Source organism: Streptomyces aquilus (assembly GCF_003955715.1).
Taxonomy (GTDB): Bacteria; Actinomycetota; Actinomycetes; order Streptomycetales; family Streptomycetaceae; genus Streptomyces; species Streptomyces aquilus.
Map to the genome: position 1 here is coordinate 10,216,219 of NZ_CP034463.1, position 12,988 is coordinate 10,229,206.

Annotated in this window: 10 protein-coding genes; 5 read left to right on the plus strand and 5 right to left on the minus strand. The window is 71.3% G+C overall.

What is annotated here, in order from left to right; genetic code table 11:
- The first annotated feature begins 121 nt into the window (after positions 1 to 121).
- A complete protein-coding gene (locus EJC51_RS46675) occupies positions 122 to 1,894 on the plus strand; it encodes a hypothetical protein (protein ID WP_244363304.1) in 1,773 nt (590 codons plus the stop codon).
- 75 nt (positions 1,895 to 1,969) lie between these two features.
- Here EJC51_RS46675 and EJC51_RS46680 read toward each other — a convergent pair whose 3' ends face one another.
- Genes EJC51_RS46680 through EJC51_RS46700 form a run of 5 tightly spaced genes read right to left on the minus strand, consistent with a single transcriptional unit; the run spans position 1,970 to position 7,863 of the window.
- Positions 1,970 to 3,373 (minus strand): MATE family efflux transporter, encoded by a 1,404-nt coding sequence (locus EJC51_RS46680; protein ID WP_126276664.1) that lies wholly within the window; start codon positions 3,371 to 3,373, stop codon positions 1,970 to 1,972.
- Positions 3,373 to 4,428, minus strand: coding sequence for a cysteine synthase family protein (locus EJC51_RS46685; RefSeq protein WP_126276665.1), 1,056 nt, complete (start codon positions 4,426 to 4,428; stop codon positions 3,373 to 3,375). Before EJC51_RS46685 ends, EJC51_RS46680 begins: the two co-directional genes overlap by 1 nt.
- Positions 4,429 to 4,436: 8 nt before the next feature.
- Positions 4,437 to 5,780: an alanine racemase gene (locus EJC51_RS46690; protein WP_126276666.1), complete on the minus strand. Its 1,344-nt coding sequence runs from the start codon at positions 5,778 to 5,780 to the stop codon at positions 4,437 to 4,439.
- Entirely contained in the window at positions 5,777 to 6,790 is a 1,014-nt protein-coding gene (locus tag EJC51_RS46695; RefSeq protein WP_208870796.1) for an ornithine cyclodeaminase family protein, read from the minus strand. Before EJC51_RS46695 ends, EJC51_RS46690 begins: the two co-directional genes overlap by 4 nt.
- Complete coding sequence (locus tag EJC51_RS46700; RefSeq protein ID WP_244363311.1) at positions 6,787 to 7,863, minus strand: TauD/TfdA family dioxygenase; 1,077 nt, start codon at positions 7,861 to 7,863, stop codon at positions 6,787 to 6,789. The genes EJC51_RS46695 and EJC51_RS46700 overlap by 4 nt, the downstream gene beginning before the upstream one ends.
- A 128-nt stretch (positions 7,864 to 7,991) precedes the next feature.
- Here EJC51_RS46700 and EJC51_RS46705 point away from each other — a divergent pair, with 128 nt between their 5' ends.
- From EJC51_RS46705 to EJC51_RS46720, 4 genes are read left to right on the plus strand one after another with little or no spacing between them, the layout of a single operon-like run.
- Positions 7,992 to 9,545: an ABC transporter substrate-binding protein gene (locus EJC51_RS46705; protein WP_126276667.1), complete on the plus strand. Its 1,554-nt coding sequence runs from the start codon at positions 7,992 to 7,994 to the stop codon at positions 9,543 to 9,545.
- The gene (locus tag EJC51_RS46710) at positions 9,530 to 10,543 is read left to right on the plus strand and encodes an ABC transporter permease (protein ID WP_126276668.1); all 1,014 of its coding nucleotides are present in this window, start codon (positions 9,530 to 9,532) and stop codon (positions 10,541 to 10,543) included. Before EJC51_RS46705 ends, EJC51_RS46710 begins: the two co-directional genes overlap by 16 nt.
- Positions 10,540 to 11,388 carry an ABC transporter permease gene (locus EJC51_RS46715; protein ID WP_126276669.1) on the plus strand — a complete coding sequence of 283 codons (849 nt, stop codon included), beginning with the start codon at positions 10,540 to 10,542 and terminating at the stop codon, positions 11,386 to 11,388. Before EJC51_RS46710 ends, EJC51_RS46715 begins: the two co-directional genes overlap by 4 nt.
- Positions 11,385 to 12,956, plus strand: coding sequence for an ABC transporter ATP-binding protein (locus tag EJC51_RS46720; RefSeq protein ID WP_126276670.1), 1,572 nt, complete (start codon positions 11,385 to 11,387; stop codon positions 12,954 to 12,956). The genes EJC51_RS46715 and EJC51_RS46720 overlap by 4 nt, the downstream gene beginning before the upstream one ends.
- Positions 12,957 to 12,988 lie beyond the last annotated feature (32 nt).

The following is a 12,988-nucleotide window of genomic DNA, read 5'->3' on the forward strand; positions in this document are numbered from 1 at the left end:
GCGGCCATGAGGGGGAACCGCACTCGCCGAGCCTACATCTACAAGATGTAGTAGATGTTCTATGGGTGGCCGGATGTAAACGGTCACCCAAACGAAACACGAGGCGGAGGAGACGGGCGCCATGGCTGACCCCAGTCGCACAGGAACCGGCACCTGGACTCTGCGGCGTGCGGCCACGAACCCGACTGCGCCACCCCCGGCCACGGCCCGGCTCTTCCGTGTCCCGGGCGCCGGGCCCCAGCAGTGGCACCGGGGGATGACCCTCGTGGCAACGATCAGCCTGTTCATCGGGACACGGTCCGCCTGGACCACCGCGATGGCCTCACGCCCGGCCGTCGCCGGCGTCATCTCCGTCTGCTACGCCTCGATCCTCGTCTGCGCCGCTCTCAGCCTCCTCGTACGGAGCCGTCGCGCGCTGATCAGGGTCGACGCCGTCGTACTGATGACTGCCGTCGCGCTGGTGCTCTGCGGCTACCTGCTCGATCACGCGGGCACCGACGAGGGAGTGTTGACCGCCCAGGCGGCGAACGAGATCCTGCACGGCCGTCCCGTCTACGGCCAGCCGTGGCCCTGGCTGTTCGGCACACCGCGCGTCGGGATCACCAAGACCATGTCCGGCGGTGCCGACTACACCTACGGCTACCCGCCGCTGACCGCGCTGCTCGCGGCCCCGGTGCACGCCGTCGTCCACTCCACGGCGGCCGCCACCCTGGTCACCACGGCCGCCCTGCTCGTCTCCTCGGTCCTGCTGTGGTTCCTGCTGCCGGCACCCTGGAGGCCGGCGGCCACCGCGGTCTGCCTCGGCTTCGGCCTCCTGCCCCACTACGCTTACGCCGGCTACCCGGCGATCACGGCTCTCGCCCTGCTCGTCCCCGTGGTGGTCCGCTGGCCCACAACCGGTGAGGGCGGCCGCCTGGGCTCAGGGGGAGTGCTGCGGGCTGCGTGTCTGGGTGCCGCCTGCGCGGCCCAGCAGCTCGCCTGGTTCCTGGTCCCGTTCCTGCTGATCGGCCTGTACGCCGTAAGGCGCGGGGAACTCGGTCCGCGGCGGGCTCTGGCGGTGGCCGCCCGCTACACGGCCACCGCTGCTCTCACCTTCGCGGCGGTCAACGCCTACTTCGCCGTCGAGGACTTCTCCTCCTGGCTGCAAGGCGTACTCCTGCCGCTCGAACAGAAGGCGATCCTGCACGGCCAGGGCCTGATGGGCATCTCCTACTACTTCACCGACGGCAGCAGCCGCCTTGACTACTACTCCTACGGCAGCCAGCTGCTCCTGCTCGGCTTGCTCGTCGCCACCCTGCTGTTCGTCCGGCGGCTAGGCCCCGCCCTGACCGTCCTGCCGTGGATCGCGTTCTACCTCGCCATCCGCTCCCAGGACGGCTACTTCCTGATGATGACGCCCCTGTGGCTGGCGGCCGCCGCCACCGTTCCGGCCGCCGCGTTCGCCACCGCCTGGCAGCCTCGGCTTCCCCACGTCACCGGCCGTGCGAAGGTCGTCCTGGCGAGTGGGTTGCTCGCTCCCGCCCTGGTGTGCGTCGCGATCGCCGCGGCGAGCCCGCCGCCCCTGCGCATGAGCCTCTCGCCGCGCTTCGCCACGCGCCACGCGCGCGTGGGTGTCACCGCCATCGATGTGCGGGCCGTCAACACCACCGGTACGGCGCTCACCCCGCACTTCGCGAGCCGTACCGGCCAGGGCGCCTCCAACTGGTGGACCATCGCCTCCGGCCCCGCGGTGCTCGCCCCGCACGCCTCCGCCGAGTACCACGTGAAGCCCGCGGGAGGGTTCCGCGCCCTGCCCGGCGGCCGCGGTCCCGGGACCTACCTCATCGCCGTCACCGGCACCCCGATGACGATCACCACGGCCCACATCCCGTCGGCCCCGGACACCGTTCAATGAGGTACGGGGCTGGGATGGCGCTGCCGGAAACCTGTCGGTCGGGTACCAGTTGGCCTCGGCCGACGGATGGGCGGGTCATGCGGGCGCGGGAGCGGCAGTGCTGTTCAGCCGACCGAGGCCCTGGGTGAAGCGCCGCAGCAGGAGTACGGCCGTGGTGGCGAGGCCGGTGAGGAGGCCCAGCCAGATTCCCAGGGTGTCCAGGTCGGCCACGAAGCCCAGGAGTGCGGCGGCGGGCAGACCGACGAGCCAGTAGCCGACGAGGGTGACCCGGAAGCCGCCCTTGGTGTCGTCGAGGCCGCGGAGCAGGCCGACTCCGATGTTCTGCGCGCAGTCGAAGAACTGCAGCAGGGCGGCGACGAGCAGGAGTTGGGCCGCGAGGTCGGTCGCCTTTCCCTGGCCGCCGTCGAAGAACGGCGCCAGGACCAGACCTGGGACGCTGACGTACACCACCGCCACGACCGCCATAACCGCGGCCGCGCAGGCCAGCGCGGTGGTCTTCAGGCGCTGAGCGGCGGCCGTGTTGCCGAGGGCGAGGTCCCGGCTGACACCAAGGGACGCCGCATGGGAGAGGCCGACGGCGATCTGGAAGACGATGTAGACGAGCTGGTTGACAGCGGTGTGCGCGGCCAGCGCGGCTGTGCCGAAGCTACCCACCAGCAGGGCGACCACGGAGAAGAAGCCGGCCTCGGAACCGTAGGTGGCCGCGATCGGCAAGCCCAGCGCGGTCATGCGGCGCAGGGTGGCCGGGCGGGTCTTCCAGATGGCCAGAGACAGCAGGGGCGCGAGGGCGGGGTCGCGGCGAGCCGAGACGTACAGGGCCAGGAAGGACAGGGCGTAGACGGAGGTCGTAGCGAGGCCGATACCGGGCAGCCCCAGCTTGGGCAGGCCCCAGGTGCCGTAGATGAAAACCCAGTTGAGGCCGGCGTTGACGGCGATCGACGCGAGCGTGATGCGCAGCAGGGCCTGCGGTCGGCGCATACCGACGGTGAACTGCCGTATCGCCTGGAACCACAGGCAGGGCACCAAGCCGGGAGCCATCGCGTACAGGATCGGCCGGGCCGCGTCGACGACGTCCCGGTCCTGCCCGAGCCACACCACCGCGTGCCCGATCAGCACCATCAGCACCGCTCCGACGAGGCCGGCGAGCGTGGACAGCAGCAGACTCGCCCGGACCAGGTCCTGGATCTCCTCACGCGCGACCGCGCCGCCCCCACTGCCCTCGTCGCTCTCCGCGCGCGCGTCGGCCGCGGCGACCTGGTTGCCGACCGCGGTGACCAGACCGACGCCCATGGTGCGCAGCTGGTTGAAGATGACCATCGCCAGGCCGCCGGCGGCCAGGGCCTCGGTGCCTATCAGGCCCATCATGATGGTGTCGGTGGTGGTGAGCGCGACCTGGGCGAGCTGGGTGAGGGCCAGCGGGACGGCCAGGGTGGCGAGGGCGCGGCCGTCGGTGAACAGGCGGGCGGGGACGGGGGGCATCAGGTCCGTTCCTGGGGGGTGTCCGGTGCGGGTCGGCGGAGTTTGATCAGCAACTCCTCGACCTCACATTCCACTTGGGGGTCGCGTAGATCACGGGTCGCCATCCAGTCGTCGTCGAAGACGGTGTCCATGTACTTCTCCCCGCCGTCGTTGATCAACGCGACCATAGTCGTGCCGGGCGGCAGTGCGGACAGCCTGGCCAGGGCCTCGTACACGACCCCGCCCGCCGAGCCGCCGAGGAGCAGGCCGGTGCGCCGGGCGACGGCCCGCGCCGTGGCGAACGCCTCGACATCGCCGACCTTCGCGCCCTCGTCCAGGAGGTCGTAGTCGACCATGGCGCCGATGGTCGCGCCCTCGGGGGTGCCGGTGCCGGACTGGTAGTAGTCGTGGGCGGGCGGCCCGAAGGCGATCGAGCCCTTCGGCTCCACCCCGATGATCCGCGCACCGGGAACACGCTCGCGCAGCACGCGCCCGGTGCCGAAGAGGCCGCCGCCGGTTCCGACGGCCCCGATGAGGATGTCGATACGGCCTTGGAGCGCGGCATGGAGCTCATGGGCCACCGGGTGGTAACCGACGCCGTTGGCGGGGTTGTTGTGCTGCTCGGTGAAGTAGGCGTTGTCGGACTCGGCGGCCATCTTCTCCGCGAGCTCCTCGCGGGCGGCGGTGGCCAGCTCCTCGTCGCCGTCGGCGGCCACGTAGACGAGTTCGGCGCCGAGTGCCTTCATCGCGCGCAGTTTGTCGACGGCCGCGTGGTGGTCGACGACGGCGGTGAAGGTGTAGCCGCGCTCCGCGGCGACGACGGCGAGTCCCAGGCCGGTGTTGCCGGACGTCGACTCGATGATCCGGCCGCCGGGGCGCAGCAGCCCGCGCTCCTCGGCGTCGATCACCATCTGCCGCGCCATCCGGATCTTCGCGGTGCCGGTGGGGTTGAACTGCTCCAGTTTCAGCAGCAACCGCGCGTCGCCGTCGGTGCGGCACAGCTCGAAAAGCGGGGTGGCACCGATGAGTTCGGAGACCTGGCGCACGATGGGCGGCCGGTACAGGGGGTCGTCCATGAGAGCTCCTAGCGGTGACGGCGGTCCAGGCGCCATCGGAATCGGTCGGCGATGGGTTCGACGACGACCTTGGGCGGTAGCGGCAAGTCGTGGAAGGGCGACTCGTTGGAGTCCATCTGGTAGCCCGCCGTGTTGAGGTAGACCAGCAGGTCACCTGTGGCCGGGCGCAGGGGGAAGGGGATCTTGCGCCAGGTCGGCATGTCCGACTCCAGGCAAGTGGCCGCCCCCACGCAGGCCGGATACGGCCCCGCGTCGGCGATGTCCGCTCGCTCATCCGGCACCAGCACCGGGTCGGGAAGGAACTCGCTGTCGAACCACTGCTCGGACAGGCTCAGGCTACTGCCGTCCACGGTGAGGATGGCGTACCCGTCGCGCTCCTTGACGCCCTGCACCCGGAACACCGTGAACCCGGCCTGGTCCAGCAGTGCCCTGCCCGGCTCGACGAGCAGCGTGACACCGGCGCCGCGCACCAGCGCGGCCAGGTCGGCGTCCTCGCCGGCCGGGGTGGTCGACAGCAGCGCACGCAGCGCGTCGGCTCCGGCGACGGGTGAGTGGTACGGGTAGAAGCCGCCGAAGGTCTTCGCGGCGTGGAAGTGCTCGGGCCTACGGCTCTCCTCGAAGCGCCGCCAGTCCTCGCCGTCCACGTAGTTCACCGCGAAGCCGCCGCCGACGCTGATCCGGTCGGCGCGCAGGCCCAGCGCACGGGCGCGGCGGCACAGCCGTACCAACTCTGCGGCTAGATCGGCCCGTTGTTGGATGTCGTATCCAGACAGGTGGAAGCTGAAGCCCTCCAGCTCCACCGCATCGCCCACGCACCGGTCCAGCGCCGCCGCCATCTCGCCGCAGTCCAGGCCGAAGCGACTGTGCGGTTGGCCGGGCGGCAGCGCGCGCAGCAGGGCCCTGGCCGTACGGCCGAGTCCGCGTGCCACCTGCTGCAGCCGGTCGAGCTCGTCCAACGCGTCCACGGCGACCAGCGCGCCCTGCAGCGCGGCCACCCGCAGGAGCTCGTCGGACTTGGCGGGACCGGTCACCACCAGGTCCGCTCCCTGCACTCCGGTGGCCATCGCCTCGCGCAGCTCCCCGTGGCTCGCCACGTCCACGCCCAGCCCCGCCACGGCCGCTCGTTCGACGAAGACGGCGGCCTTGTTAGCCTTCTTGGCGTAGTAGACCCGGCCGTCGACCCCGGCCTCCGTGAACGCCTGTCTGAAGGCTGCCGCGTTGGCGTCGAACTGCTCGGGGAACAGCGCGTGGAAGGGGCCGCCGAGGCCGTGGGCCAGCTCGTGCAGCAGCCGTCCGTCGTCCAGGAGAGCGCGTACCTCGGGTGTGGTGTGGGAGGGGAGCGCCGTGGTCACTTCCACAGGGGCACCGCCGTACCCAGTCCCTGGGCGAGCGCGAGTTGGGCGAAACGGTGGCCCAGGGCGATGTCGGTGACGACGAGGCCGCTGTTGTAGGCGAAGATCCGCTGCCTGGCGTCGGTGCGCCCGTCGGTACGTCCGGCCAGTACCTCCGGGAACTCGGCGTCCACCTCCGGCAGTTCGCCGTCCGCGTCGGCCATGTCGGTGCCGGTGACGCGCATCTGGGCGGCGCTGGTGGCGATGACGCGGTCCGCCTGGTGCAGGGTCGAGGGGGCGATGCCGTAGCCGACGAGGACGCAGAGCGCGGCGGGCCCGAGCCAGTCCGCCTCGACGGAGGCGGGGGTGTTGGGGCCGGCCGTGGCCAGCACGATGTCCGCGTCCCGCGCCGCCACCCGCAGGTCGGTGACGATCTCCAGCTCCCGCTCGGGGAAGTGCGCGTGCAACTGCTCGCGCACCGCCCGGATGCCGTCCGGGTGTGTCCCGAACAGCATCAGCCGCTCCAGGTCCGGGCGAGTGGTAAGCAGGAACGGCAGAGCGAGCCGGCCTTGGGTGCCGGTGCCGACGACGAGGGCGCTGCGGCTGTCCGGCGCGGCGAGTTCGCGGGCCAGCAGCGCGGAGACCGCCGGGGTGCGCAGCGCGCCGACCCGGCCGCAGTCCAGCATCGCCACCGGAAGTCCGGTGGCGTCGTCGTAGAGCGTCAACGTCGTGTAGTAGTGCTGCTTGTCGCGGTCCTCGTGCAGGCCGTACTTGTACGACGTCTTGACCGCGACCACGCCGCGCACGCCGTCGCGGCCCAGCATCGCGTAGGCGACGGAGTGGCCGTCCTCTGGCTTGACGGTGAGCTTGCGCGGATTGTCCGACTGACCGTCGGCCAAGGTGCGGTACGCCTGCTCCACCACGGCGACGACGTCGGGCAGCGAGATGTCGATGCCGGCGACATCGCTGGTGCTGAGCACGCGCAGGGTCCGGTCGTCCATCTCGCTCTCCGGGAGATCGTTGTCGGTCATCGGTACGCCTCCACGGCCTGCTGTCCGTAGCCGTGTTCGGACCGCTCGGCGGGCGGCCTCGTGCGGCGGTCCGGGACCCGTACGGAGGAACGTTTCAGCCAGCGGTCGGTGCCGTCGTAGCGGGCGGTGAAGGGGACCCGGCCGTGCACGACGAGGTCGTTGTCCACGACCAGGACGTCTCCGGGTTCGAGGCTGACGGCCACGGAGACCCGGGCGAGCTCGTCCTGGAGGCGGGCGTAGGCCGCGCGGTGCTCCTCGGACGCCTGGTCGAGCGGGGTGTAGGCGGGGTCGAAGCGCAGGGTCGGTCCGTCCGGTGACTCCCAGAGCGTGGGGACCGGCGGTGGGTCCCCGGCGTAGGACTGGGCCTCGGCGTAGGCGTCGTCGGGAAGGATCGGCAGGACCGGCCGACTGAGCAACTCGACTTCCTCCTGGGCCAGTTGTACCTGCCGGACGCTCGCGGCCGTGGTGGCGACGGCGTCGTGGTTGCGCAGGCAGCCCAGGACCAGCAGATGGGCCCGGGCCGGATGGAAGGCGTCCTCGGTGTGCGGGCTGAGCAGCACGCTGCTGCTGGCGCCGGTCTGTTCGTCCTCGTGGCCGGGCGAGGGCACGATGTTGTGCACGAAGCGGCCGTCCTGCTGGCCCTCCCAGGCCAGGGGGGTGCCCATCACTGTGGAGAGCAGGAGCAGGACGACATCGTACACCGCCCCGGCGTCGCCGGCACTCGACCAGTGGGCCGGGGTGGGGCCGATGGCCGTGTCGTCCAGGGGCAGACCGCGCAGGACGAACAGCCCGTCCGGGGTATCGACGGGGCGGCAGGCCGTCCGGATCTCGTCACCTAACGAGGCCGCGACGGCGGGAACTCGGGCGAGCAGGTCCGGATGGGTGGCGGTGCCGTCATGGGCGGTGAGTAGGTCGTGGGCTGCGGTGATGAGTTCCGCTGCGGCATGGGAGTGAAGCGGACGTACAGGCGCAGCTGCCGTCGGCATGGTGAACCGTCCGTTCCGGTGCGGGTGGGGGCGGCGGGCGGAGGCACGTCCCACCGAGTGGCGGGCGGCCGACGGAAACATAGCCATTGCATAGAAGATAGGCAAGGTTTACCTAAGTAGGATCTAGATCACGGGCTATGCCCTCTTGTGTGCGGGCAGTTATTCAGGGTAGGCAAACCTAAGCAATTGGCCCGCCCTGTGAAATCGAGGAACAAGTGGACCTGACGAGACGTCAACTGCTGTGGGCGGGTGGCGCCATCGGCGCGACCGCACTGCTGGCCGCCTGCGGAAACGGAGACGACGAGCCCGCCGCGTCCGCCACCGGCGGCTCCGCCAAACCCCGCAAGGGGGGCACTCTGCGTGTCGGCGCCCTCGGCCGGACCGGGGCCGTCACCCGCGACCCGCACGGGACCCAGGCCAACGAGAGCGACTACCTCATCCTCAGCCTCGTATACGACACCCTGACCGTGCCCGGAGCCAAGCCGAACACCGAGCCGCGGCTGGCCGCGAGCTGGACGCCGTCAGTCGACCTCAAGACGTGGAAGTTCAAGCTGGCCGAGGGGGCGAAGTTCCACGACGGCAAGCCGGTGACCGCCCAGGACGTCGTCTTCTCCCTCAAGCGGCTGCGCGCGACGCCGTCCGGCGCCTCCCGGCTGCCCGGCATCCAGGCGAAGAACATCACCGCGGAGGGCACCGACACCGTCGTGCTCGTCTCCGACTACGCCAACGCCGAACTCCCCCTGCTCACCCGCCTGACCACCTTCGTCGTCCCCGACGGCACCACCGACAAGGACATCGCCAACGCGCCCGGCACCGGCCCGTTCAAGCTCGACTGGTTCCGCTCCGGCAACGCCCGCCTGGTCCGCAACGACGCCTGGTATGCCGGGGACGTGTACCTCGACGCCATCGAGGTGAAGATCTTCGAGAGCCCCCAGGCGATGACCAACGCGCTGCTGGCCGGCCAGATCGACCTCGCCTCCAACGCCGGTGCCGTGGCGGCCCGCACCGCCGCCTCCCGCAAGGACATCCAGACGGTCCGCCGGCCCAACGACATGGCGATGCCCATCGTCATGCGCACCGCCGACGGTCCGTTCGCCGATCCCAAGGTGCGCGAGGCGCTGCGCCTCGCGGTCGACCGCAAGGCCATGGTCGAACAGGTACTGTCCGGCTACGGCAGCGTCGCCAACGACATCCTGGGCACCGGCGACCCGGCCTACGACAAGAGCATCCCGCAGCGCACCCGCGACCTGGTCAAGGCCAAGGCGCTGCTGAAGGACGCGGGGTTCGACACCTCCAAGACCTACGAACTCCTCACCACCGAGGACATATCCGGGCTCGCCGAGTCCGCCACCCTGTTCGCCACCCAGGTCCGCGAGGCCGGTGTCAAGGTGAAGGTCGTCAAGCAGGATTCGGCGGTCTTCTGGGACAAGACCTGGCTCAAGGGCGACCTGTACACGACCTACTGGGGCACCAACGACTCGGTGGTCTTCTTCGCCAGCAAGACGATGGTCTCCGACAGCGGCCAGAACGAGGCGGGCTGGGAGGACACCGCGTTTGACGCCGCCTACCAGAAGGCCACCGGCACAGCCGACGACGCCCGGCGCACGCAGCTGCTCAAGCAGTTGCAGCAGATCGAGTACGACAGCTCCGGCTATCTGCTGTGGGGCATGGCGGACGGCATCGACCTCGCTGGGGCCACCGTCCGCGGGCTGCCGACGCTGCCCGGCTACGGCCGGGTCCAGCTCCAAACGGCATGGCTGGCCCGTTGACCGACCAGATCACCCCACCGGCCGGTCCCCTGCGCACGCTCGCGGGGGACCGGCCAGTCGTCCGTGTCCTCATCCGTGCCGGTCTCGTCCTGGTCAAGCGGACCGTCCTGCTGGCCGTTCTGCTCGCGCTGGTCTTCACCGGCGTCGAACTGCTCCCGGGCGACGCCGCCCACGCCACCTCCGAGCGCGGCGAGACCGCCGTGGACCTCGCCCAGCGACGCCACACGCTCGGCCTGGACCGGCCCGTCCTGGAACGCTTCTGGGACTGGATGTCCGGCCTGCCCACCGGCGACCTCGGCACCTCGGCGCACGGCGAGAGCGTCACCGACCTCGTCTCCACGGCCTTCCCCAACACCCTGGTTCTGGGCGCCACTGCACTCCTCCTCACCGCCGTGCTGTCGATCGCCCTGGGCTGCTGGGCTGCACTCCGACCGGGGGGCCGTCTCGACCAGGCCGTCACCGGCACCTCCACGGCTGTCTTCGCGATCCCCGAGTTCGTGGTGGCCGTCGGCCTGGTTCTGGTGTTCTCCCTGTGGACCGGCTGGCTGCCCGCCGTCACACTCGCCGACGCCGACGGAACCCCCTCCTCCTGGACCATGCTGGTCCTGCCCACCCTCGCCCTGACCGTCCCGCAGGCCGGCTGGAACACCCGGATCGTGCGCGCCGCCCTCGACGACGAGGCCCGCGCTCCGCACGTCGAGACCGCTGTCCTGGACGGTGTCCCGCCGCTCCGCGTCCTCACCCACCACGTCCTGCCGGGCGCCCTGCCGACCATCGCGACGGGACTCGCCACCTCCTCCGGCATCCTGCTCGGCGGCGCGGTCGTGGTCGAGACCATCTTCAACTACCCAGGAATCGGTGCGGTGTTGTCGTCGGCGGTGGCCGACCGGGACACCCCGGTGATCGCCGGGGTGACGGCTCTCGCGGGCGCAGTCATCAGCTGCGTGCTGCTGCTGGCGGACCTGGTGCGTGACGTGGTGACGGGAGGCCGGAGATGACGATCGTGTCCGCGATGAAGGCGGCCAGGTCCCCTCGTATCAAGAGCTCGCCGCTTCTTCGTGTGCTGCCCGCCCTCCTGCTCGTCGCGCTCGCGCTGATCGGCCCCTGGATCGCCCCGCACGCGGTGGACGAGCCCGTTGCCGTCCCGTTTGCCGGTCCCGGAGGTGAGGCACGCCTCGGCGGCGACCAGCTGGGCCGGGACGTGCTGAGCCGACTGCTCGCGGGCGGGCGTGAACTGGTGCTGTCCGCCCTGCTGATCGCCGTCGTGGTGACCGCTCTCGCCGCCGTCCTGGGCGTGATCGGCGCGCTGCGCCCGCTGGTCGGCCGGATCGTCGAGCGCGTCGCCGACGTACTGATCCTGCTGCCGGCGGTGCTCGGCATCATGCTCGTCTCGCTGTCCTGGCCCGGCGGCGGCCGACTCGCGATCATCGTCGCCGCGACCGCGCTGGGCCTGCCGTACGCGGTGCGGCTCGCGGCAGGCGCGGCGGCACCCGTGGCGGCCTCCGGATACGTGGAGGCGGCGGCTGCCGGCGGTGAACGTCTCTGGGTGCTCGTCGTGCGCGAGGTGCTGCCCAACATGCGGGCCACACTCCTGGCCCTGTTCGGTCTGCGCTTCGTCGAGGCGGTCTACGTCGTCGCCACCGCCGGCTTCCTCCAGGTCGGCCCCCAACCCCCCGCCGCCGACTGGGCGTTGATGATCCGGGAGAACTCCTCGGGGCTGCTGCTCAACCCCTGGGCCGTGGTGGCCCCCAGCCTCGCGGTCGGCCTGCTCGCCCTGTGCGTCAACCTCGCGGCCTCCGCCCTCGCACCCCAGACCGGCCGGAAGGCGGTAACCGTCCTGTGAGCCACGCCCGCCAGCAGTACGTCCAGCCAGCGGCGGCGCCCGACGAGGCCCCCGCGGTCCGGATCACCGGCCTCGCCGTTGCCGCGCCTGACGGGCACCTGCTCGTGAACGACGCCTCGCTGACCCTCCGTCCGGGCCGCCTCACTGCCCTCACCGGCCCCTCGGGCTCCGGCAAGACCACCCTGCTGCGGGCCGTCACCGGCCTGCTCCCGCCCGGCACCACCCGCAGCGCCGGTCAGGTCGAGGTACTGGGCCAGGACGTCTTCACCCTTTCCGAACGGGAGCTCCGGGCCCTTCGCGCCACCCGCCTCGCCTACGTCGGCCAGGACCCCGGCTCCGCCCTCAACCCGCGGATGCGCGTGCGGTCCCTCATCCGCGAACTCGCAGCCGACCGCGGGCCGGACGCGGTTGCCGCGCTCCTCAACGAGGTACGCCTTCCCGACCCGGGCGTCCTCGCCGCCCGTCGGCCCGGCGCGCTCTCCGGCGGCCAGCAGCGCCGCGTCGCCCTCGCCCGAGCCCTGGCCCGACACCCGCGGATCCTCCTGCTGGACGAGCCCACGGCCGGCCTGGATCCAGCACTCCGTGACGAGATAGCCGAGCTGCTGCGCCACCTGGCCCGCGACCACCGGCTGGCCATCGCCTTCGCTTGCCACGACCCGGACGTCGTCGAGCGGTTCGCCGACGAGACGGTCGACCTGGGCACGTCCCCGCTCCGGCCGCCCACACCTTCCCTCGCGCAGACAGTGGCGCGACCGGGCACAGAGGCGCGGAAGGCAGTCACAGCACGGCCGGACACACCGGGCGGCGCCGACGACACCCCCGTACTCGAGGCACACGGCCTCCACGTCTCCTTCCGGGGCACACCGGCACTCACCGGGGTCGAATTCACACTCCTGCCAGGTGGGTCTGCCGGTGTCGTCGGTGTCTCTGGCTCCGGCAAAACCACCCTGGTACGCACCGTGGCAGGACTTCAGCGCCCGGATTCCGGCACCATCCACCTGACCGGAACGACCCTGAGCACCGGACTACGCGGCCGTAACCGCGAGCAGCGACGCGCACTCCAGCTCATCACCCAGAACCCGCTCGGCGCCCTGAACCCGAGCCGCACCGTCGGCGCCACGATCGGCCGGCCCCTGCGCCTGCACCGACGCTGCACCGCCGCAGAAGTACCCGAAAGGGTGGCGGGCCTGCTCGAACAGGTGGGTCTGCCGACCGCGTTCGCTACGCGCTACCCGCACGAGCTGTCCGGCGGACAGCGCCAGCGGGTCGCCATCGCGCGAGCCGTCGCCGCCGATCCGCACGTCCTGATCTGCGACGAGATCACCTCCGCGCTCGACGCGGACACCGGCCGGGCCATCATGGACCTGTTGATCGGGCTGCGCGTGGAGCACGGCATGGCCCTCGTCGTCATCAGCCACGATCTGTCCATCATCGCCGGCTACACAGAGACCGTCACCGTGCTGGAAGCCGGCCGCGTCGTGGAGTCGGGGCGGACGGCCGAGGTGTTCGCCGCCCCCGCACATGAGGCGACCAGGGCACTGCTTGGCGCCTCCGCCATGGTCGGCTGACGAGCCCGGGCGGGGCACGGCCGGATCGACGC